Here is a 22,048-nt window from a genome sequence, read left to right as displayed (position 1 = left end):
AAAGAGTTAAAAGAAATCAGATAACAAAAAAAGGCAGTCACCTACTGAGGTTGACAGCCTTTTTTATTCTAGTTGGTTAGCCAATTTTTTTAACTCTCCCGCCGATTTTATTTGCGAAACGTTCAGCATCTTCTCTGCAAGTATAGGTCAATGCAATTGTTTTGTCCCGTGTTCTTTTTCCTTCGGCGGTTAGATAACCATGAAAGATTTTAATCGCATACAATCGATAAACACCTCCTTATCCTTCGTAATAATAACAAATTTACCGCTTACATTCAAGAGATATAGTAAAACTTTATTTTTTGTTAGTTATTTTATTAAGAAATTGTTCAAACGCTTAAGAAAAGATTGAGGGATAAAGGGAGGTGTGGAATAGACCAATGCGCATTTGAAAGGAAAGACGAAGGAACCTAGATGTATAAAGTTACTGCTACTTGCTTTCCAGCATAGAAGGACAAAAAATGAGAGCGATTTTGTTTTGAAATTTAAACAAATAGACCAATCGAGGAATAGCTAAGATAGGTGTCAAAAGTAGAGAAGAGAATCTATTTTCGTTTTTGCGTGTTATTGAGACATTTTCCCCTCAAAAAATGGTTTGTAGAAAGAAACGATGATTCAAGCGCTGCATAAGCACGAAGATTGTTGTTTATTGTGCCGGCAAGTTGTTGGTTTGGGGATAAAAAAAGCAAAAGTTGTTCTTAAAACACCAGTCTGACAAAAATAGCTTTTGTGAGAAGCTCAACGGGGGCTTAACGATCGTGCGAAAAAATTTAAGGAAGCGATTGACAAGTTTTTTTTGAAGTGCTATGATACCGATGTAATTAGATAACGGTTACAGAAGTGCTGTGACCAAGAGGCGTGTTACTGTAAGAAGGCAAACCTCATATTCCACCAAGGGTGGAGTATGAGGTTTTTTAGTGTTTTTAAGGTGGAGGAAATCATGAAAATAAAGAAGTTTTTAAATAATAATGTTGTCTTACTAAAGAAAGGCAGCAATGAAATTATCGGATTTTCTACAGGCATCAGCTTCAATAAGAAGGTAGGAGATGATGTAGAAGAACAAGATTTTGAAAAGATTTTTGTATTGGATACTCACGCAATGTTGGAACATTTTAGCTATCAATTAGGAAAGTGCGATCCGAAATACGTAGCGATCGTTGCTAAAATCGTGGCTTATGCCAAACAGAATTATCGCTTAGCAGTCAGCGACTATATTTATTTGACTTTGCTGGATCATATTGATTTCACTGTTCATCGTATCAAGCAGCAAATGACTTTTCATAGTCCTTTGCAATGGGATATTCGGCGATTTTATCCCGATGAATATGCCATTGGGGTGTATGCTGTCCAACTTATGGAGCAAGAACTAACGATCGATGTACCAACAGAAGAAGCGATCTCCATCGCATTGCATTTTGTAAATGTCCAATCACAAAAGAAGGATATGGCGGTTACCAATCAAATCGCGAAATTTATAGAAGACGTACTGACGATCGTAAAGTATGAGTACAAACAAAATTTTGATGAGAATAGTTTCCATTATTCTCGCTTTGTCACGCATCTGCACTATTTTGCACAAAATGTGATCAATCATACACTTCCCAGCTATGAAGCGTCGACGCTCTATGCACAAATTGAGAAGATGTATCCGCAAGCGTTTCACTGTGTGGAAAAAATCAAGGTTTATATCAAAAATACGTATGATATCAACATCTCAGAAAATGAAGAAATTTATCTATCACTCCATATCCAGAAATTGACGGAACAAGGAGAAAGGGAGAAAAACAATGGACTATAAACAACTAGCCAATGAAATTTATGAAAATGTCGGCGGTGGTAAAAATATCCAGCACGTGACCCATTGTGCAACAAGACTGCGTTTCACGCTGGCCGACGACAAAAAAGCTGACAGTGAAGCAATCAAACAGTTAAAAGGAGTGGCTGGACTCGTTCAGGGAAATGGTCAATACCAAGTGATTATTGGGCCAGATGTATCGAGTGTATACGCTCAACTACCGACGACAGAAACGACGGCTGATCAAAGCAGTAGCGATCAATCGATCATCTCACGACTCCTTGACTTTATCGCAGGCTGTTTTACACCGATGATTGCAATCATAGCAGCTGGAGGAATGCTGCAAGTGGTCCTTTCACTATTGGAGTTATCAGGAATTTTAGCTGCAACTGACGATACGTATCTCGTATTGTATCAAGTATCGCAAGCAGCCTTCTTTTTCATTCCCGTTTATTTAGGAAATTCTGTGGCCAAACGATTGAAAATTGATCCTTTCTTAGGAAGCTACGTCGGAGCGATTTTTGTGATGCCAGGATTGACGGCCCTTCTTAGCCAAGAAGGAGGAATCACATTATTTGGATTGCTCGTACCGAATGTGAGCTACAATGCCTCCGTTTTGCCAGTTTTATTAAGTGTCTGGGTTATGTCTTATGTCTATCGGTTCGCCGATCGGATTTTACCGAACAGTGTCAAATTTATTCTACGTCCATTGATCGCCATCATCGTGATCACACCGCTGGCTCTATTGCTAATCGGACCATTAGGTGTGACGATCGGCAACTATGTGTCACAGTTTTTGAACTACTTAACAAACAATTTTGGTCCGTTAGCCGTCTTGTTTATGGGTGCCTTTGCTCAATTGCTAGTAATGACGGGCATGCACACGACGCTGACCCCTATTTTATTAACTTCTTTGGCAACGTACGGGTATGATGATTTGATCGTCCCTGGTATGCTGCTTGGATTGGCTGCCGAAGCAGCGATTTGTTTAGCGGCTGGAATCAAAGCTAAGGATACGGAATTTAAACAAGTGAGTTTTTCATCGGCAATTACTGCCTTGATGGGTGTGTCTGAACCTGCTTTGTACGGAGTAACCTTACGTCTGAAAAAACCGATTGTCGGAATGATCCTGGGGGGTGCTGCTGGGGGACTTTATTTTGGTTTGATGAAAATCAATACGCCAGTAGTCATTGCTTCATTTGTGGCGCTTCCATCATACAGCAGTGTGTTTCATGCGCTGATCGGCTCGTTGATTACTTTTGCGATTGCCTTTGCTTACACCTGGGTCATGGTCAAAGATGCAGATTTTCCTAATAATAATCAGCCGCAAGCAGTCAAATCTGGAGCGCAAGATGTGACAGCCAAAGCAACTGATGTTTCTTCTGAAACGAAGAAAGAACAATCAGCGATTGAAAAAATTGTAGTATCACCTTTAAAAGGAACTGCCGTTCCATTGACAGAAACCAATGATCAGGCGTTTGCTTCATTGGCATTAGGCAAAGGAATTGCTGTTAAGCCACAAGATCAACAGGTGATTGCCCCATTTACGGGACAGGTTTCTGCCGTTTTTCCAGGAAATCATGCGATTGGACTTACCAGTACCGAGGGGATTGAACTTCTGATCCACATCGGTATTGATACGGTGAATATGCAAGGAAGTGCCTTTGAACGACTAGTCAATGAAGGTGATCAAATCACTATGGGAGAAACATTATTGCACTTTGATGCAGAAAAAATCGCTCAGGCAGGGTATGAAGATACCGTTATGATCACTGTTACCAATACGGCAGACTTCTTAGATGTTGTGGCACTTGCCCAAAATCAAGAAATTAAAGCTGGCGATCAGTTATTAGCCATTTTTTAACCATTAGAAAGAAGAAAGGATGACAGCAATGAGTTTCCCAAAACATTTTTTATGGGGCGGCGCTTCGGCGGCAAACCAATATGAAGGCGGCTATAATGAGGGCGGAAAAGGGCTCGCTTGTGCTGACTTGATCAGCGGTGGCAGCCATACGACTTCTCGGAAAATCACAGCAAAAATTGAAGAAGAGTTGTTGTATCCAAGCCACGAAGCAACTGATTTTTATCATCATTATCAAGAAGATATTGCATTGTTTGCAGAAGCTGGATTTAAAGCTTTCCGCATGTCTATCAACTGGACCCGGATTTTTCCCAAGGGCAACGACGCTGAACCGAATGAAGAAGGCCTGGCCTTTTATGATCGCGTGTTTGACGAGTGTCGGAAGTACGGGATTGAACCAATTGTAACCATTGCTCATTTTGATGTTCCCGCATATTTGAGCCAAGAATACAATGGTTGGGCGAGTCGTGAAGTGATCGACTTTTTTGCGAGATATGCGGCGGTGTTGTTTGAACGCTATCACGAAAAAGTAAACTATTGGATCACTTTTAATGAAATCAACACGGCCACCTTAAGTATCGGAAACTTTTTATCACTGGGACTGCAAGTTGGTGAATCTGAATTTATCAATCAGCCGGATAATCTACAGCAACGCTACCAAGCCCTGCATCATCAATTTGTTGCCAGTGCAAAGGTTGCCGCTTACGGACATGAGCATTATCCAGACCTGAAAATCGGCTGTATGATTTCTTATATGCCACGCTATCCTTATACTAGCCATCCAAATGATGTATTACTAGCCAAACAAGAAGAAAATATGCACTCGAAATTTTGTGGCGATGTGCAGGTCACAGGGAAATATCCTTATTATGCAAAGAAATATTTTGCTGATCATGGCTTTGCAATCGAGTTTGCACCAGAAGATCAAGCGATCCTAGCTAAGGGAACAGTGGATTACTACACGTTTAGTTACTATCTAACACTTTGTGTCTCTGCAGATGAGAAAGTTACCAAAAATGGGCACAGTATGATTGGCGGTTCAGGCGTAAATAATCCTTATCTAGAGCAGACGGAATGGAATGCGATGATTGATCCAGTAGGATTGAGAATTGCGTTGAATGATATTTATGATCGCTACCAACTGCCATTGATGATCGTGGAAAATGGGATCGGGGTTTCAGAAACTGTTGCTGAAGATGGACAGATTCATGATGATTATCGCATCGATTATTTAGAAAAGCATATTGCTGAAATGGAGAAAGCCATCGATGATGGTGTCGAGTTGATTGGTTACACGATTTGGAGTGCCGTTGATATTGTCAGTGCTTCTACAGGAGAAATGAAAAAAAGGTATGGCATCATTTTTGTGGATAAATATGACGACGGGACAGGGACTTTAGATAGAAAGAAAAAAGACAGTTTCTATTGGTATCAAAAAGTGATTGAACGAAACGGCTTATGATTAAATACTCCAGTACTTGCGGTGTACAAGTGCTGGAGTTTTTTTGCGTATCAATTTCAGCGCGTACAAAACAAAAACCACGCGTAAAACACGCGTGGTCCCTATCAGGGGTTCATGTTAGTTGCCCCGATAAACAAATCGTCCATCAAATACGGTGGCTTCAACGGTCGTTTGAAGCAATTCTTCGGCAGTTAAAGGCAAGATGTTTTGTGACAAAATACAAAGATCGGCTAAACAGCCAACTTCTAATTGACCGATATCTTGCCGACTCAAGGCTTTGGCGGCGCCTGCGGTGTGGGCATAGAGGGCATCGGCGATGGTGATTTTTTCCTGTGGCATCAATCCGCCTGCTGGCTGGCTATTTTTTTCTTGTCGAGCAACCGCATAATACAGCGAGTCTAAAGGGGTCACGTCGATCACGACCGGCGTATCAGTCCCAAAAGCCAAGGTGGCACCTTGCTCTAGAAAGGATTGAAAAGGAAACATTTGACTGGCACGCTGAGGTCCTACTTCTTCATCGAGGGTCTCATAACCGACTAATAAATGGCTAGGCTGTACGGAGAGTACCAGTTGTTCTTGGCGAACTAGTGGCAAATCGGCGGCATCCATCACTTCCAAGTGTTCCAAGGTATTGGCTTTTCCTTTAGAAAGCGGGTGAGCAGCAGCACTTTCTTGATAAAAGAGGAGTGCCTGTCGAATCGCTTCATCACCGATGGTATGGATGCGCATCGGCCAGTCTTGCTGGTTAGCTTGTAATATAAAGCGGCGCATCCGTTGAACATCGATCAACGGCATCCCGACATCACCAGCAAAATACGGTGTTTCATATTCCGCTTTTAAAAAAGCGGTGTGAGTACTCGTCACGCCGTCAAAAAATTGTTTGACGCCGCCCATTTGTACTTTTTCGGAGCGATACGTACGGTAAGTTTCTGTTAGTTGTGTGATGTCTTCTCGCATGGCTGGATAAAAGACAGCGCGCAAGGTCGCTTCTGCTTCCGTTTGTCGATAAAGATTGGGGTAGACCAAATCGTCCCAGCTTTCTCCTGTCAAGGCAACATCGCCGATCGTCGTGATGCCGTATTGATTGAGCTGTTTCATATAGGTCAAAAACGCAGCAGGGCTTTGCGCTTGGAATGACTGTAAGACCTTTGCTAAATAATGAATGGCGATCGCTTCTAAAAAGCAGCCGCTTAATTGTCCGCTGTTTTCGTCAAGCAATGCCTCCCCGCTGATCCCCGTTGGCAAGTTCTCAGGTGTGATCCCTAAAGCAGCGATCCCTTGGCTATTCAACCAAATGCTGTGGGCATCACCGGAAATCAGCATGACAGGCGTGTCGGCACAATAGTTGTCGATCGAATCTTTCGTTGGGTAGACTTGCTGACCGAAATCACTGCTGAACCAGCCGATGCCGATTTTCCATCCATGTGTGATGGGCAGCGCGGGCACTTGCTGGGCAACGGCTTCTTCTGTCACTCCCGTAAGATGGGTCAGTGCCCCTTGATGGAGTAATGCGGAAAGATAAAAATGAACATGAGCATCAATAAAGCCCGGGATGATCATTTGTTCTTTGAGATCAATGACCTGGGTGTCTTCAGCAAGTGTTGGCAGCGCTGAAAGAGGACCCACAGCCGTGATTTTCTGGTCTTCTATCAGGAGAAAGCCCGCAAAAGTCGTTTTCGTTTTGGTATCAAAGATGTGTTCAGATTTTAGTAATAGTGACAATTATAATCCCAACTTCCATTCAAGGAAAAGGTCGTTGTAAAGCTCAACCGCTTCTTTTCCTAAGTATTCATAATGTTCCATTTGTTCCATCGCACTTGGATCAGGGTAGAAAGCTTTGTCAGCAGTCAGTTCAGCCGGCAGCATGGCTTTGGCCGTTTCACTCGGCGTGGCATAGCCCACGTATTCGGCATTTTGTGCGGCATTTTCTGGGCGGAGCATAAAATTGATGAAGGCGTAGGCTCCTTCAAGATTACCAACGGTTTTCGGGATCGCAAAATTGTCTGTCCAAATCGCACCGCCGTCATTGGGAACGATATAGGTGACGGCAGGATTTTCCGCCATCACATAAGCGGCATCGCCCGAATACCCGATTCCTAAAGGGGCATCGTTGTTGATCATCAAGGTTTTGATCTCGTCGGTCAAAACTGCTTTGACATTGGGACGGATACTTTCCAGCTTCTTCAAGGCTTTGGCGACTTTGGTCGGGTCTTTTTCATTTTGGGAAAGACCGAGCGTCTGTAACGCGATTCCTAAGGTTTCGCGAGCACCATCCACCATCAATACATCATTTTTAAATGCAGGGTTCCATAAATCCCCCCAGCCATGGATCGAAGAAACATCGACTTCTTCAGTATTTGCCATGATCCCGATCGTGCCCCAAAAATAGGGGATCGAATAGGTATTGTTTGGATCAAAGGCTTGATCCATCAAAAAAGGCGACAGATCTTCCGTTCCCGTCAATTTCTGATGATCTAAAGGCACTAACAGTCCTTCTTCGATCATTTTCGGAATGATCGATTCGCTAGGGAAAACCAAATCATAGCGTGAGCCGCCTTGTTTGATTTTTGTTTCCATCGCTTCGTTGGAGTCAAATGTATTATAAATCACTGAGTAACCAGTCTCAGTTTCGAATGTTTTGATCAATTCCGGGTCAATATATTCGCCCCAATTGTAAATAATCACTGTATTTTTGTCGGACGACGTTGCTGCCCCCGATTCTTTCGTTAACACCGAAGCACCGAAAAACAGCAATGCGGTGATGCCGATCACACCGCCAAAAAATACCCACAACCTTTTCAATTCATCAATTCCTTCTTTCTTTACAATTTCGTATTTCTTGAGTAGCGTAATTGATTTTTAAAGAAAAGGCAATAAAAAAATGAAGAAAAAATAAACCCGTTTCTTTCAAGGCTTAGCAGGAGGAATGGCCAGGTGGCTGCGGCAGTTTCCAAACATATCATTTGTCAAATTTCTTCCTTTTGCCTAAGCTAGGGAAGTGAGAAATCAAGGGATGGAAAAACAGGAACCTCTCTTTGATGAAGAATGAATGTAAGGAGTGAAGCATCAATGGAAACACGTGCTGTCGTTATTGAAGCCTATGGTGGAAAAGACCAATTAAAAGAAGCAACGGTCCAATTACCAGAATTAAAAGCAAATCAATTATTAGTCAAAGTTGCCGCAACATCCATCAACCCAATCGATTGGAAATTAAGAGAAGGCTATTTGAAACAAATGTTTCCATGGGACTTCCCAATTATTTTAGGATGGGATGTCGCAGGGGATATCGTAGAAATAGGCGCTGACGTGACAGAATTCAAAGTTGGTGATGCAATCTATGCCCGCCCTGAAACGACTCGTTTTGGGACGTATGCTGATTATGCCATCGTGGATGCTGAGTTAGCAGCGATTAAACCAGAAAACCAAAACTACGCAGAAGCAGCTGCAGTGCCATTAGCTGGTTTGACTGCTTACCAAGCGTTGTTTGAACACGGTCGTTTAAAAGAAGGGGAAAAAGTCTTGATCCATGCCGGAGCAGGCGGAGTTGGTACCTATGCGATCCAACTGGCCAAAGCAGTTGGCGCTTACGTCATCACGACGGCTAGTCCACGTAACCATGAGTTATTGCAAAAACTTGGTGCCGATGAGATCATCGATTACCACACGACAGATTTTGAAGAAGTCTTGCAAGACATCGATTTGGTCTTTGATACGATGGGGGGCGACACCCAGAAGAAAAGTTTCACTGTCTTAAAACCTAAGGGCCGTCTGATCTCGATTTTGAGTATTGAAGACGAAGACTTGGCAAAAGAAAAAGACATCTTCGCCAAAGCAGTTTGGTTACGAACCAACGGCAAACAATTGGCAGAATTGACAGAGCTGATCGAAGCAGAAAAAGTCAACAGTGTCATCGGTGCAACCTTCCCATTGACGGCACAAGGAATTTACGATGCCCACACATTGAGTGAGACACATCATGCGGTCGGCAAGATCGTTATTGAAAATCAAGACAATTTCATCAGCCAAGACGCAGAATAAAGGAGGCTGAACCGATGCGCTTATGGCATGAAGCACTGATACCTGCTTTGCCTCGGCAGCAGCTGTTAGGCCAGCATCGTGAAGCAGCAGCCTTACGAGGGTTAGGCTGGGGCAAGAAGCATGCAACCGTCGATTACGTTTTTACTCATCCACCCTATAAATTGTTTCAATACCATCAGTTAGTGCTGGATGAAATGACTCGTCGAGGCTATCGGCCAGCACCTGAATGGTACGATCCGGCGTATCGTGGCAAAAATCTGCCGCTGGAATCATCCGTTCAAGCCGTCCCTTTGACTACGCCGATCTATCCAGAACATGATGAAGCATACTTGGAAGAATGCTTAGTGAATCTCCATCGTAAGGGGATCTATCTTTAAAGACCAAACACTTTCCTGAATTTTTGTTCGGGAAAGTGTTTTTTTCGCTTTAAAATCGTTAACTTACAAAAAGTAAGCATATTGTTCGCAACTTTTTTTGTTCCTTGTTATAGTGAGAACAGAGAATCAGTAATGAGAAATGAGGAAAAGAAAATGACCATCAATCACAGAAATCTTGAATTTGGGTTAGATACTTTTGGCGATCTAGCCTTTGATGATACAACGAAAGAACGAATCAGTTACAGCGAATCGTTGCGCAATATCGTAGCAGAAGGAAAATTAGCCGATGAAGTCGGCATCGATGTCATTGCCTTAGGGGAGCACCATCGGGAAGAATATTCGATCTCAAGTCCTGATACGGTACTAGCGGCTTTAGCAATGGTTACCAAAACCATCAAATTAGGTACCGGTGTAACTGTCTTGAGTTCGGATGATCCTGTGCGGGTCTACGAACGGTTCGCGACCGTTGATGCGTTGTCGAACGGTCGCGCACAAATCATGCTGGGACGAGGATCTTTTACTGAATCATTCCCTCTATTCGGCTATGACTTGCAAGATTATGAAGAACTATTTGAAGAAAAAACAGCAATGTTCAGTGAATTGAGAAAAGGCAAACCATTAACTTGGGAAGGCAAGTTTACGCAATCCTTAAAAAATGCCGACGTTTTTCCAAAAATTGAGGGGCATCAACTAGATACCTATGTGGGTGTCGGTGGAACCCCTGAATCGATCATTCGTGCCGTCCGTTATGGGTTTCCTGTTATGTTAGCGATCATCGGTGGCGAACCCGCTCGTTTTGCGCCCTATGTTGACCTATATAAAAAGGCAGCGCAGCAACTGGGGCAACCGATTTTGCCAATCGGCATGCACTCTCATGGTGTGATCGCCGATACCGACGAAGAAGCTTATGAAATCGGCTGGAATTACATCAAAAAGAGCATGGACAAAATCGGTCTTGATCGCGGCTGGCCAGCCATGAGCAAAGAGCGCTTTGACTTTGAAGTCGAACATGGGTCTTATTATGTTGGCAGTCCAGAAACCGTGGCGCAAAAAATCGCCCGTATGATGCCGCAAGTCGGTGTAGAACGCTTTGATCTGGTTTACGGTACTGGCGGCCAGCTGCAAAAAGACCGTTTCAAAACGATTGAATTGTATGGAACCAAAGTGATTCCACGAGTGAAAGAATTGTTGGCAGCAGGTGATGGCAATGCCTAAAACCATCGGTATTTTAGGCGCAGGCAAGTTAGGCTTAGCGCTCGCAAATCTTGGTGCCCAGGCGGGCTATCGGGTCTTGATCGCCAGTACGAAGCCAGCAGAAAAAATCGCCTTGTCCGTTTCTGTGTTGGCTCCGGGAGCGATCGCAAAAAATGCCGCTGAAGTGATGACAGAAGCCCAAACGATCATTTTGGCAATCCCATTGAGTAAGTACCAACAGCTGCCGGCAGAAGCATTGGCTGGCAAGCTAGTGATCGATGCCATGAATTATTGGTGGGAAGTCGATGGCAAAGAAACAGAATACTCATCCATCGAGCAGACTTCTTCGGAACGTGTGCAACGCTATTTTTCCCAAAGTAAAGTAGTCAAAGGATTCAATCATATGGGGTACCACGACATCCAAGAGGAATCCTTGCTGACGAGAACGGCTGTTCAAGGAACTGCCAAAAAAGCCATCGCCATTGCTGGTGATAACCAAACCGCCCTCGATCAGACAGACGAAATCGTTGACGCTTTCGGCTTTGATCCCTTTCCTATCGGTGCTTTAGCTAATGGCATCATGTTGGAACCCGGCAGTCCTTTCTTTGGTGCCAATCAAACCAAAGAGGGATTGACGGCATTGATGAAGGAGTTTTGGAGCAGTGAGAAAGGGCAAGCGTTTCTGGCGCGTCCTTCCGCTGTGAGTAACAAGCAGCAGGCTTCGCAGTAAAAGAGCCGCCTCCATGTACGACTGGATACGATAAAAACAACCCTCTTCTCAAAAAAGAAGAGGGTTTTTCCCATCCAGTCAAATCAGCACGTGGTCGCTAAAAAATACAATGTGATTGTTACGATTGTGATTCATAAGCAGTGGTTGTTACGTTTACGTCTCTGCCAGACGTTCCATAGTGTACATATCAGCCTGTACCTGCTTTGTGCTCGCCTTTGACACCCACCCATATTGATTAAAGATCGACCAGCCAGTTGGTTTGTTGGATCTTTCCATCTAATTCTCGCAGCTGCTTGGCGGTCGCATTCAATTGCTCCGTTAGCGTTTTTGTATCGATCGTACGCACCAGTCGAATTTCGTTGCGACCTATTCGGGGAGCTGCTTTGGTTTCATCCAGTGCTTGCGTTAGCAGTGCATGCTTGCGGCGCAGCTGTTCTCGCTGTTCTAGTGCTTCCATCAGCAATAACGCACTATCTGCTAAAGAGGCAGTCGCATTTTTCCGATTGATGGCAACGACTAATTCTGAATATTGTTGATTGATCTCATCGTATTCCTTGAACAATTCTGTGATACTACGATCCAAGGTATCGCCTTCTTGGACTAACACACTGCTAGAGATCTCGTTACGTAATTGAAACAGACGATTGTTCAAATCCCGTCTTAAAAGTAACGCTTCTGCTAATTTCATTTTGGCACACTCCTTTTTACAAATGAGAACAGCTTATCTAGTTCTTATCCTAGAGAAGAACGTGATGAAAGGCAAGCAAGATGCAAAAAAAAGTCTGCCAGAAAAATCATAAAAAACTGAATATTCGCAATTCTTGTTGACTTCCAAAAACACCAATAGTATACTTTATAACAATCATTAAATAGACAAAAAAACGTCATTTACCTGTTTTTTAGATAAAAAGAAAGACGATGAAGAGAAGAGTAGCTTTGGAATCTGTTAGAAGAGAACCCGGATGGTGAGAAAGGGCAGCAGAAAAAAAGTGAAGATGAGCTCTGAGTGATCTGATTTGTTCACGCAAATCAGACGGAAAGCAGCCGTTATCGTGCCAAGTATCTTAGCGTACTGTTGAGGTGCCATTTGTGAGGATGGTGCGAAAAAGGGTGGTAACACGAAAATCTCGTCCCTTTGTTTGTCAAAATTGATAAGCAAAGGGATGAGGTTTTTTCTTTTTATCGATGAATGCGTTTTTTGCCGTCATGAAAAACACTTGCGTTGGTTGCGCAATCACATAGGAGGAAGAATGGAAATGATCTGGAAGAAGCGTTTATTGGTTGCAGCAGGAGTGATTGGGTTGACCCTTTCCGGCTGCACGACAACAGGAAATACCGAGGGATCAGAGGCTGAAACTAACGGAGCGCCGAATCAAGCGATTGCGGTGAGTCTACCGGCTGAGCTGACGACTCTCGATACGACTCAAACGACGGATAAAGCAACATTTACCATCGTACAACATTTATTCGAAGGGCTTTACCGTTTCGATGAAAACAGTGAACCAGTTCCGGGCTTGGCAGAAGGAGTCGAAATCAGTGAAGATGGCAAAACCTATACCTTTACCTTGCGAGAGGATGCGAAGTGGAGCAATGGCGAAGCGATCACTTCAGCTGACTTTGCTTATGCGTGGAAAAAGTTAGTCGATCCAGCAACGATGGGACCTAACGCCTATTTGTTAGATAATGTAGTTAATAGTAAAGACATTCGTGAAGGCAATGCTGATATAGAAACGATTGGTCTGGAGACCCCAGATGACGCGACCTTTATCGTGCAGTTGGAGCAGCCACAGCCATCCTTTTTATCCTTGATTTCCATCGGCTGGTTGGCACCGCAAAACCAAGCCTTTGTTGAAGAAAAAGGTGATACCTATGCTCGTACAAGTGAAGATTTGCTGTATTCTGGTCCCTTTACATTGACCGATTGGCAACAGACTGGGGATGAGTGGACATTGGTGAAAAATGACCAATACTATGATGCTGATGTCGTTCAATTGGAAGAGATCAAAGGCTCCACCATCAAAGAAGAAAATACTGGGATCCAATTGTTTGAAAGCGGCGACCTGGATTTGCAAAAAATCAGTGGGATCTACGTTCAACAATATGGAGACAATGAAGAGCTAGTTACGCAAAATGATGTTGCGAACTTTTTCTTAGACTTTAACAAAACGGCCAACGATGCCTTGGCAAATGTTCATGTGCGTAAAGCGATCGCGTTGGCGATCGACAAAGAAAGTCTCGTGGCTAATGTGTTGAACGATGGAGCGAAAGTTTTAAACGGGCTGATCCCCACCGGCTTAGCTGCGAATCCAAATACCGGTGAAGATTTTCGAGCATATAGCGGTGATTACAACTTGTATGATTTAGAGGCGGCCAAGGAAGAGTGGGAAAAAGCCCAAGCGGAAATTGGCGAAAGTACGACGTTGCGTTTATTAGTGACAGATGATGACAATGGTCAAAAAATCGGGGAGTACTTGCAAAGCCAACTGCAAGAAAACTTGCCAGGCTTGTCGATCTCCATCAACAAACAGCCACGTGCCAGCTTGAATCAATCAAGAGCAAATAGTGATTACGAGCTTTCCGTTTCTGGCTGGATCGCTGGAAGTAGTGACATGGATATGTTCTTTATCTTATACAAAAATGGCGCTTCCTTTAACTACGGCGGCTATGTCAACGAAGAATATACGGCATTGACGGAAGATGCTCGCACCGTTCATGCCAATGACCCCGATCAATATTTTGAAGATTACAAAGCGGCAGAAGAAATTTTGTTGGAACAAGATGCTGCGCAAGTCCCTCTATACCAAAGTGCTTCAAATTATCTGATCAAATCAAATGTAAAAGACATCCAATTCCCAGCCTATGGCGCGCATTTCTTTTTCCGCACCGCCTATGTCAGTGAATAAGGAGAAAAATAGCTGAATGAAGAGCGCATGTTTATTCGATGAACATGCGCTTTTTGCAACAAAAAAAGCAGTTCAGAAAGCTGAACTGCTAAATGCGGAAGATGGGAGTTGAACCCACACGAGATAAACTCACACGCGCCTGAAGCGTGCGCGTCTGCCATTCCGCCACTTCCGCATAAGATAAAGATAATCCTTTCTAGGAAGAAATGCAAGTCCAATCTCACAAAAAGGAGCCCGCCAGTGGGGACTGGCGGGATAGGAGTAAAAATGAAAAAGTGTTAGGGTTGTTTGTTGGTATACATTTATAATAGCGTGTAAATGTGAAAAAAAATTGACGAATCAAACAGAATTCTGAGAAGAAATCGCCAAGAAAAAGTGAAACTAGATAAAACAGTCAGAAGACAAAAAGGAGCCCGCCAGCGGGGACTGGCGGGATAGGAGTAAAAATGAAAAAGTGTTAGGGTTGTTTGTTGGTATGCATTTATAATAGCGTGAAAATGTGAAAAAAAATTGACGAATCAAACAGAATTCTGAGAAGAAATCGCCAAGAAAAAGTGAAACTAGATAAAACAGTCAGAAGACAAAAAGGAGCCCGCCAGCGGGGACTGGCGGGAAGGAGTAAAAATGAAAAAGTGTTAGGGTTGTTTGTTGGTATACAGGTATCATACCGAGAAAATATGAAGAATTTTCGAGTGAAATTTAGAAATTGCGTGAATCTTTTGACAAATTATGGCTTCTGTTTGAATTTTTTCTTAAAAGAGAATTGACAAAAGGCACAAGCTTTGATAATTTTAATGAAACAAAATGCAAACGCGATGAAAAAGAAAGTAGAATCACGGGCGTTGTCTAGCAGAGAGTTCCAGCAGGTGAGAAGGAACGACAACAAATGATTTGAAAATGACTTTGGAGCGGATTTTCTGACTAATTAGGAAAATACGGTTGCCCCGTTAACAAGCGACAGTCTCCGAGTGTTTTCGGGTACTGAATGAGGTGAGGCCTGTGAAGGCTTTACAGATTAAGGTGGTACCGCAGGTGATGCCCTTAGCTTTGGCTAAGGGCTTTTTTTGTGTCTGTAGGGTCAGCTGTTTCATGCGAAGGTTTTGTTGAAAAGGAGAAAGGTTGTTGGGAGGAGAGAAAATGCACAAATTAGTGGTTCAAACCGATTTTGGTTTGCAAGATGGAGCGGTCAATGCGATGTACGGGGTAGCCTATCAAGTGGCACCAGAGCTGGTCATTGCGGATTTGACTCATGAGATCGAGCCATACAACATTCATGACGCCAGCTATCGCCTGCTGCAAAGCGTCACCTATTGGCCAGCAGGAACAGTCTTTGTTTCAGTGGTCGATCCTGGCGTAGGGTCTGATCGACGAAGTGTGGTTGCTAAGCTGGCGACCGGGCAGTTGGTTTTGACACCAGATAACGGCACCCTGACCTATTTAGCGACTTATATCGGAATCGCTGAACTTCGGGTGATCAATGAGGCAACTGAGCGCTTGGCAGGATCAGCCGAAAGCCATACGTTTCATGGTCGGGATGTTTATATGTATAATGCCGCTCGGCTCGCCAGCGGTGCCATCAGCTTTGAAGAGCTAGGAACACCTGAACCTAAAGAAGCGATCCAAGTTTTTGCCATTGAAAAGCCAAGCCAAACAGCTGAAACGATCACAGGGACGATCGATATTCTCGATATCCGCTTTGGTTCGTTGTGGACGAATATTCCCCACACGTTCTTTAAGCAATGGCAGGTCCAATACAATGAGTCGCTGCTCGTCAGTATCTACTACCAAGATACCCTGCGTTATCAAGAAGAAGTGCGTTTCGGACGCTCCTTTGCGCAAGTGGCAGAACAAGAACCCGTCTTATATGTCAATTCCTTGCTGAATATCGGTTTAGGGCTCAACTTGGCTTCATTTGCTGAAACCTATAAAATCGGAACTGGCACAAATTGGAAAATTACCCTCAAAAAAAGGAGAAATGAAAAATGAATCAATCAAAATTTACAGTAAAACACATTGTTGCAATCGGTATCGGTGCTGCGGTCTTTTTCGTCTTAAAACGTTTCGTCACGATTCCGACGGGTTTCCCAAATACAGATATCGCCACAGCCTATCCTTTCTTGGCGCTATTAGGCGTTGTCTACGGTCCGATCGTGGCTGGTTTAGCAGGTTTTATCGGGCATGCCCTAGGAGATTTAACGACTTATGGTCCGTGGTGGTCTTGGATCGCCGCCTCTGGGATCTTAGGGGTGTTCTTTGGACTTTTGACTCGTTGGATTCCAATCCAGCAAGGAACCTTTGGCGCTAAAGAAATTCGGACCTTCTTGATCGGTGAAACGATCGCAAATTTGGTCGTCTGGGTGATCATTGCCCCGATCGGGGATATTTTGATCTATGGCGAACCAGCGAACAAAGTCTTTACGCAAGGAGTCATTGCGGGATTGACCAATGCAGTCGTAACTGGGATAATCGGAGTGATCCTGCTAAAAGCCTATGCCCAAACCAAAACCAAAAAAGGCAGCTTGAGCAAGGAATCCTAACCAAAGAAATGTGTGAAGGCTAAAAATGAAACAAAAAATCATTCAATTTACGAATTTTTCTTTCCAATATGATGCACAAGCGGAACCGACCTTGAAAAACATCGATCTAACGATCTATGAAGGAGAAAAAGTCCTGATCGTCGGTGCCAGCGGTTCTGGCAAAAGTACATTAGGAAAATGTTTGAACGGTTTGATCCCGCAAAACGACAAAGGCAGTAGTACTGGAGAATTGACGATCGGTACCAATGCCTTTGGGCAAGCTTCCATCTACGAGCTGTCTTTGACCGTCGGCACGGTGCTGCAAGACACCGATAGCCAATTTGTAGGCTTGACCGTAGCAGAAGATATCGTGTTTTCATTGGAAAACGATCAGCGCAGTCAAGCAGTGATGCAAGAGGCGCTGCGTTTTTGGGCAGAAAAGACTGACTTAATGGATCATTTGGCGAAAAAACCGCAGGAATTATCGGGTGGCCAAAAGCAGCGTGTTTCAATGGCAGGTGTTTTGATCGATGAAACACCGATTCTACTGTTTGATGAGCCGCTAGCCAACTTGGATCCGCATACAGGTGTGGAAGCCATCAAAATGATCGACCAGCTGTATCAAGAGAAGCGTTTTACCACCATCATCATTGAACATCGCTTAGAAGAAGTGTTAGCAGCAGCTGTCGATCGCATCATCGTGATGGAAGAAGGCCGCATCCTTGCCGACAGTACACCGAATGAACTATTAAAAACGGATATGCTACAGCAAGTCGGCATTCGTGAACCACTGTATTTAGCTGCTTTAAAAAAAGCGGGGGTTCCCGTGACCGACGCTGCTGATTTGGTCGCGGTAGAAGCATTTGCATCACCTGAGATTGCCGAAAAACTGACTCAGTTTCAAGAAAAATTTCCGAAACCGGCACTTCCTAGCCACCAGCCGCCGTTGTTGGAAGCAAAAAATCTATCGTTTTCCTACCAAGTGGGCAAACCAATTTTGCAGGCACTGGATTTTACCATCCATCAAGGAGAAATGATTAGTTTGGTCGGGCATAATGGCGCAGGAAAATCCACCTTGTCCCATTTGATTACCGGCTTTTTAACTCCGACTTCTGGCAAATTACTTTGGCAAGGAGCGGACATGGGCAATGATTCCATCAAAGAACGAGCGCAAAAAATCGGGTATGTGTTGCAAAACAGCAATCAAATGCTGTCAAAAAATTTCCTGTTTGATGAAGTTGCCTTAGGCTTGCGCAACCGAAACGTTCCAGAGGCTGAAATCACAGAAAAAGTTCATCAGACCTTGAAAATTTGTGGTCTTTATCCGTTTCGTTCATGGCCATTGTCGGCACTAAGTCATGGGCAAAAACGCCGAGCCGCCATTGCAGCGATCCTTGTCTTAGATCCTGAACTCATTTTATTGGATGAGCCGACAGCGGGACAAGACTATCGCCATTACACCGAAATGATGCAATTTTTACAGGAGTTGAACCAGCGGGGATTAACGATCGTTATGATCACCCACGATATGCATTTGATGTTGGAGTATACACAGCGGACGATCGTTTTGACAAAAGGAACGATTTTGCTGGACGCGCCGCCAGAAGTTGTCTTAGCAGACAAACAAGTGGTGAGTGCCGCAAACCTCAAAGAAACCAGCTTGTATACACTGGCGACCCTTAACCAGCTGACAGATCCCGCCGCTTTTACTGCCGCCTTCATTGCCAGCGAGAAGGGGGGACACGATGGAGAGTAATCTAATCGGCTATCTTGACCGCAAAACGTGGATTCACCAATTAAGCGGTGCCGCAAAACTGATTTGTTTTTTGCTGCTATCCGTCATCGGGATGATCTCTTATGATACGCGCTTTCTCATTGGACTGGCATTATTTTCGGTCTTTCTATTTGCCAGTGCTGGAATTCGCTACCGAGATATCGCTTTTGTATTGAAATTTATCATCTTCTTTTCGCTTTTGAATTTGGTGGCGGTCTATCTTTTCGCGCCAGAATACGGAGTGGAGATCTACGGTACGCGCCACGTGATTTTCGAAGGGATCGGTCGGTATACATTGACCCAAGAGCAAGTGTTTTATGAGCTGAATCTGTTGATCAAATATTTTGTCACGATTCCCCCAGGGTTGATTTTCCTGTTTACCACCAATCCAAGCGAGTTGGCGTCCAGTATCAACCGCATCGGGATTTCCTACAAGATCGCCTATGCAGTCGCACTGGCTTTGCGTTACATTCCCGATATTCAAGATGATTTTCGGACCATTGCCAAAGCGCAGCAAGCACGGGGCGTGGAGCTTTCTAAAAAAGCACCTTTGCGCAAGCGAGTGGCAGGCAATGTCGCGATCGCGATTCCTTTGATTTTTTCCAGCTTGGAACGGATCGACCATATTTCTGCTGCCATGGAGCTAAGAAGGTTTGGCAAGCACAAGCAGCGTACCTGGCTGAAAGCTAAGCCGATCCAAGGCAAAGATCTCTTGGCGATTGCTGTCGTTTGCTTGATCGTGGCGCTTGGATTGTCCTTGATGGTCCTTAATGGCGGACGTTTCTACAATCCATTTCGTTAACAAATCACCCCATGAAAACTTAAAAAAAGCGGACGCATTGTCAATAATGAAAGTGGGACGGATAAATCAGAGTTGATTCATCCGTCCCAGAAATGATCGAGCCAAAAAACGCAGGATAGTCAGTCAATTGACTTTAGCGAGTGCTACATTTGCTAAAGTCAGTTGCTGCTAGGTCTGCGTTTTTTTGCCGCTAAAAAAAGGAGCCCGCCAGCGGGGACTGGCGGGATAGGAGTAAAAATGAAAAAGTGTTAGGGTTGTTTGTTGGTATGTATTGATAATAGCGGGAAAATGTGAAAAAAATAGGAAGAGAAAGCAATAGAAGTGTGTCAATCTGTTGATGATTTTCGTAAAAAATCCCAACGGAAGCCTTTTAGATCTTTGATTGACGGAAATACGAAATAAGGCTACACTGATGGCATCAAAGCAGTAAAAGGAGGGAACAGGATGGATGCCATTACGATCAACGGACTAAGCAAACAATACAATAAGAAGTACGCCATCGAGAATGTATCATTGCAAGTGGCAGAAGGAGAGATTTTTGGCTTTATCGGACCAAATGGTGCGGGAAAATCAACGACCATCAAAGTATTGTTGAATTTTATCAAACCAGATGCAGGACAGGCGGCGATTTTTGGACGAGATTGCCAACAAGCAGCCAAAGAGATCAAAACGTTTACTGGGTATGTTTCCAGTGATGTACGGTTTTATTCAAAAATGACGACAGCAGAACTACTGGCATTTACGGCGGATTTTCATCAAGTCAAGCAGCCAAAAAAAGAGATTCAGGAGTTGATGGAGCTTTTTCAAATTGATCCAAACAAATCGATCGCAGAACTTTCTTTAGGGAACAAGAAAAAAGTCGGGCTTGCGAGCGCCTTGATTGCACAACCGAGAATGTTGATTTTAGATGAGCCGACCAATGGATTAGATCCCTTGATCCAAAAACGGCTGTTTGAAGAGCTTCTCAGAAGAAACAAACAGGGGATGACGATTTTTCTATCCAGTCATGATCTGCATGAAATTCAGACCTATGCCCATCGGACCGCCTTTATTCGTGAAGGACAGATCATCACCGTGAAAGAACTGAGTGAGGAAGAAAATTTCGGCAAAGTTGTAACGCTCACGAATGAGGGTAGCCTCTCATTAGCCGGCTTGGAAAACGTACAGGTTCTTGCTCAGGAATCACACAGCTTGCGTTTTTTCTATCAAGGGGACATGAATCAGCTGGCACATTTTTTAACCAATCCTGCCATTAAAGAGTTCACGATCGAACACCCAACCCTTGAACAGCAATTTATGCTCCTCTATGAAGGAGGTTCTCAAAAATGACTTTAATGAAAATCGACCTTAAAAATACCTTCAAAGGCTGGCTGGTCTGGACGATCCTTTTTGCAGCAATCATTTTTGCATTTACGGCTATCTATCCTCAAATGATCACGCCAGAAATGAAAACGTCCTTAGACCAGATGTTGGGCTCTTTCAGCCCAGAATTACTAGGCATCTTTAACATCCAACTGACAGGACCCTCAAGCTTGGTTTCACCGACAGGCTTTTTCGGGTACTACTTTCAATACTTATTTATCGCCGCGTGTATTTATGGGATGCTTTTAGGCTTGAACAGTCTGATCACTGAAGAATCAGAAGGAACGATCGAGTATTTATATGCTCAGCCTATTAGCCGCAGAGAAATCGTTGGGTGGAAGTTCCTCGCCCGATTGTTGCTGCTGACTGGCTTTTGGCTGATTGCCTATGGCAGTAGTCTGGCCTCGTTTGCCCTATTCAAACTACCAGGAGACGACCTGTCCTCTTTTATAGAAGAAATCAGCAAAATCTTCGTTGCCGAGTATGGTGTCTTAGTCTTCTTCCTCTGTCTAGGTTTCTTTTTATCCACGATCTTGCGTTCCAGCAAACAAACCGCAAGTGTCGGCTTAGGCTGCGTGTTCGGTCTGTATTTGCTCGGCATCGTGGGGGAACTCTACGATAAATTGGAATGGCTGGCAGGACTTTCGCCTGTGCGGATGGCATTACCCGTCCAACTCATGGATAACGGCGCCACATCAGTCCTATGGGTACTGCTGATCGGTGTATTGTGTTTCTTTGGCACCTTTTACCGTTACGAGCGCAAAGACTTGCAGGTCTGAGCCCAACAATCAAAAGACAAAAAAAGAGCCTGTCAGCGGGGACTGACAGGCTCGAAATGTCGAAATGGTAAAATACTTACTGAAAAAACCTAAATAATTCATTTAAGAAATAATCTTTTATGAAATTTGACTAAAAGCAAAGAATGTTATGGAAAAAGTAGTGTGTATATGTTAATTTTAATAGATAGCGCTTTCTCTTCTGTGTTTTCCTCCTTTTTTCTCAAAGAAACCCTTTATCTCCGTTTTGAACCATTGGAATAACTTCATGCTTTAAAACGAAAAGGATAGAAGCGAGGGGAGGTGTAGGTACAGGGGTTTTTATTTGATAAAGGAAAATAAACGTTTTGAGAAGAAGAAAGAGTTGCTCAATTGGTTGAATACTCATGAAGCAAAGGTCGCATCAAAAGAATGATTAACTAGGTTAGGAGTGATTTATTCGGTAAATGAACCTTCTG

18 protein-coding genes, 1 tRNA gene and 1 other annotated feature are annotated in these 22,048 nt (G+C 43.8%); of the genes, 14 read left to right on the top strand and 5 right to left on the bottom strand.

All coding sequences use genetic code 11. The annotated features are described in order from the left end of the window. Nucleotides 1-76 precede the first annotated feature (76 nt). Complete coding sequence (locus IGI94_RS11670) at nt 77-223, bottom strand: hypothetical protein (protein ID WP_005234527.1); 147 nt, start codon at nt 221-223, stop codon at nt 77-79. A 717-nt stretch (nt 224-940) separates the two neighbouring features. Between IGI94_RS11670 and IGI94_RS11665 the strand changes: the two genes are divergently transcribed. From IGI94_RS11665 to IGI94_RS11655, 3 genes are read left to right on the top strand one after another with little or no spacing between them, the layout of a single operon-like run. After that, entirely contained in the window at nt 941-1,798 is an 858-nt protein-coding gene (locus IGI94_RS11665; RefSeq protein WP_034872360.1) for a PRD domain-containing protein, read from the top strand. Continuing rightward, nucleotides 1,788-3,659: a beta-glucoside-specific PTS transporter subunit IIABC gene (locus IGI94_RS11660; protein ID WP_438899801.1), complete on the top strand. Its 1,872-nt coding sequence runs from the start codon at nt 1,788-1,790 to the stop codon at nt 3,657-3,659. Before IGI94_RS11665 ends, IGI94_RS11660 begins: the two co-directional genes overlap by 11 nt. A gap of 28 nt (nt 3,660-3,687) precedes the next feature. Next, a complete protein-coding gene (locus IGI94_RS11655; RefSeq protein ID WP_438899800.1) occupies nt 3,688-5,118 on the top strand; it encodes a glycoside hydrolase family 1 protein in 1,431 nt (476 codons plus the stop codon). 117 nt (nt 5,119-5,235) lie between these two features. Here IGI94_RS11655 and IGI94_RS11650 read toward each other — a convergent pair whose 3' ends face one another. Then, a complete protein-coding gene (locus IGI94_RS11650; protein WP_438899799.1) occupies nt 5,236-6,840 on the bottom strand; it encodes an amidohydrolase in 1,605 nt (534 codons plus the stop codon). Beyond that, nucleotides 6,841-7,920 carry an ABC transporter substrate-binding protein gene (locus IGI94_RS11645; protein ID WP_438899798.1) on the bottom strand — a complete coding sequence of 360 codons (1,080 nt, stop codon included), beginning with the start codon at nt 7,918-7,920 and terminating at the stop codon, nt 6,841-6,843. A gap of 267 nt (nt 7,921-8,187) precedes the next feature. Here IGI94_RS11645 and IGI94_RS11640 point away from each other — a divergent pair, with 267 nt between their 5' ends. From IGI94_RS11640 to IGI94_RS11625, 4 genes are all read left to right on the top strand, one after another. After that, a complete protein-coding gene (locus tag IGI94_RS11640) occupies nt 8,188-9,156 on the top strand; it encodes an NADP-dependent oxidoreductase (RefSeq protein ID WP_430607141.1) in 969 nt (322 codons plus the stop codon). 14 nt (nt 9,157-9,170) lie between these two features. Continuing rightward, nucleotides 9,171-9,533 (top strand): TIGR02328 family protein, encoded by a 363-nt coding sequence (locus tag IGI94_RS11635; RefSeq protein ID WP_016613668.1) that lies wholly within the window; start codon nt 9,171-9,173, stop codon nt 9,531-9,533. 153 nt (nt 9,534-9,686) lie between these two features. Next, complete coding sequence (locus IGI94_RS11630) at nt 9,687-10,748, top strand: LLM class flavin-dependent oxidoreductase (protein WP_015509212.1); 1,062 nt, start codon at nt 9,687-9,689, stop codon at nt 10,746-10,748. After that, on the top strand, nt 10,741-11,457 hold the full coding sequence (locus tag IGI94_RS11625) for an NADPH-dependent F420 reductase (protein ID WP_438899991.1): 717 nt from the start codon (nt 10,741-10,743) through the stop codon (nt 11,455-11,457). The genes IGI94_RS11630 and IGI94_RS11625 overlap by 8 nt, the downstream gene beginning before the upstream one ends. A 235-nt stretch (nt 11,458-11,692) precedes the next feature. Here IGI94_RS11625 and IGI94_RS11620 read toward each other — a convergent pair whose 3' ends face one another. After that, nucleotides 11,693-12,145: a DIP1984 family protein gene (locus tag IGI94_RS11620; RefSeq protein WP_005234539.1), complete on the bottom strand. Its 453-nt coding sequence runs from the start codon at nt 12,143-12,145 to the stop codon at nt 11,693-11,695. Between the two features lie 562 nt (nt 12,146-12,707). Here IGI94_RS11620 and IGI94_RS11615 point away from each other — a divergent pair. Next, a complete protein-coding gene (locus IGI94_RS11615) occupies nt 12,708-14,360 on the top strand; it encodes a peptide ABC transporter substrate-binding protein (protein WP_086332601.1) in 1,653 nt (550 codons plus the stop codon). Between the two features lie 93 nt (nt 14,361-14,453). Here the strand turns inward: IGI94_RS11615 and IGI94_RS11610 are convergent. Further along, nucleotides 14,454-14,535 (bottom strand) — tRNA-Leu (locus tag IGI94_RS11610). A gap of 631 nt (nt 14,536-15,166) precedes the next feature. Then, nucleotides 15,167-15,406: a binding site (T-box leader), on the top strand. Nucleotides 15,407-15,497: 91 nt separating this feature from the next. Here IGI94_RS11610 and IGI94_RS11605 point away from each other — a divergent pair. The 6 genes from IGI94_RS11605 to IGI94_RS11580 all read left to right on the top strand — a co-directional run bounded on the left by IGI94_RS11605 (nt 15,498) and on the right by IGI94_RS11580 (nt 21,593). Beyond that, entirely contained in the window at nt 15,498-16,346 is an 849-nt protein-coding gene (locus IGI94_RS11605) for an SAM hydrolase/SAM-dependent halogenase family protein (protein ID WP_005225399.1), read from the top strand. Further along, on the top strand, nt 16,343-16,897 hold the full coding sequence (locus IGI94_RS11600) for an ECF-type riboflavin transporter substrate-binding protein (protein ID WP_005225401.1): 555 nt from the start codon (nt 16,343-16,345) through the stop codon (nt 16,895-16,897). Before IGI94_RS11605 ends, IGI94_RS11600 begins: the two co-directional genes overlap by 4 nt. Nucleotides 16,898-16,922: 25 nt before the next feature. Further along, the gene (locus IGI94_RS11595; protein WP_438899796.1) at nt 16,923-18,632 is read left to right on the top strand and encodes an ABC transporter ATP-binding protein; all 1,710 of its coding nucleotides are present in this window, start codon (nt 16,923-16,925) and stop codon (nt 18,630-18,632) included. Next, nucleotides 18,622-19,452, top strand: coding sequence for an energy-coupling factor transporter transmembrane component T family protein (locus tag IGI94_RS11590; protein WP_005225404.1), 831 nt, complete (start codon nt 18,622-18,624; stop codon nt 19,450-19,452). The genes IGI94_RS11595 and IGI94_RS11590 overlap by 11 nt, the downstream gene beginning before the upstream one ends. Before the next feature lie 444 nt (nt 19,453-19,896). Then, a complete protein-coding gene (locus IGI94_RS11585) occupies nt 19,897-20,781 on the top strand; it encodes an ABC transporter ATP-binding protein (protein WP_081116807.1) in 885 nt (294 codons plus the stop codon). Next, complete coding sequence (locus IGI94_RS11580; protein ID WP_244732254.1) at nt 20,778-21,593, top strand: ABC transporter permease subunit; 816 nt, start codon at nt 20,778-20,780, stop codon at nt 21,591-21,593. The genes IGI94_RS11585 and IGI94_RS11580 overlap by 4 nt, the downstream gene beginning before the upstream one ends. Nucleotides 21,594-22,048 lie beyond the last annotated feature (455 nt).

Origin of the sequence: Enterococcus sp. AZ149 (assembly GCF_051714285.1) — a bacterium.
In the GTDB taxonomy this organism is placed as follows: Bacteria; Bacillota; Bacilli; order Lactobacillales; family Enterococcaceae; genus Enterococcus_D; species Enterococcus_D entomosocium.
This window is presented reverse-complemented; position numbering and strand designations above follow the sequence as displayed.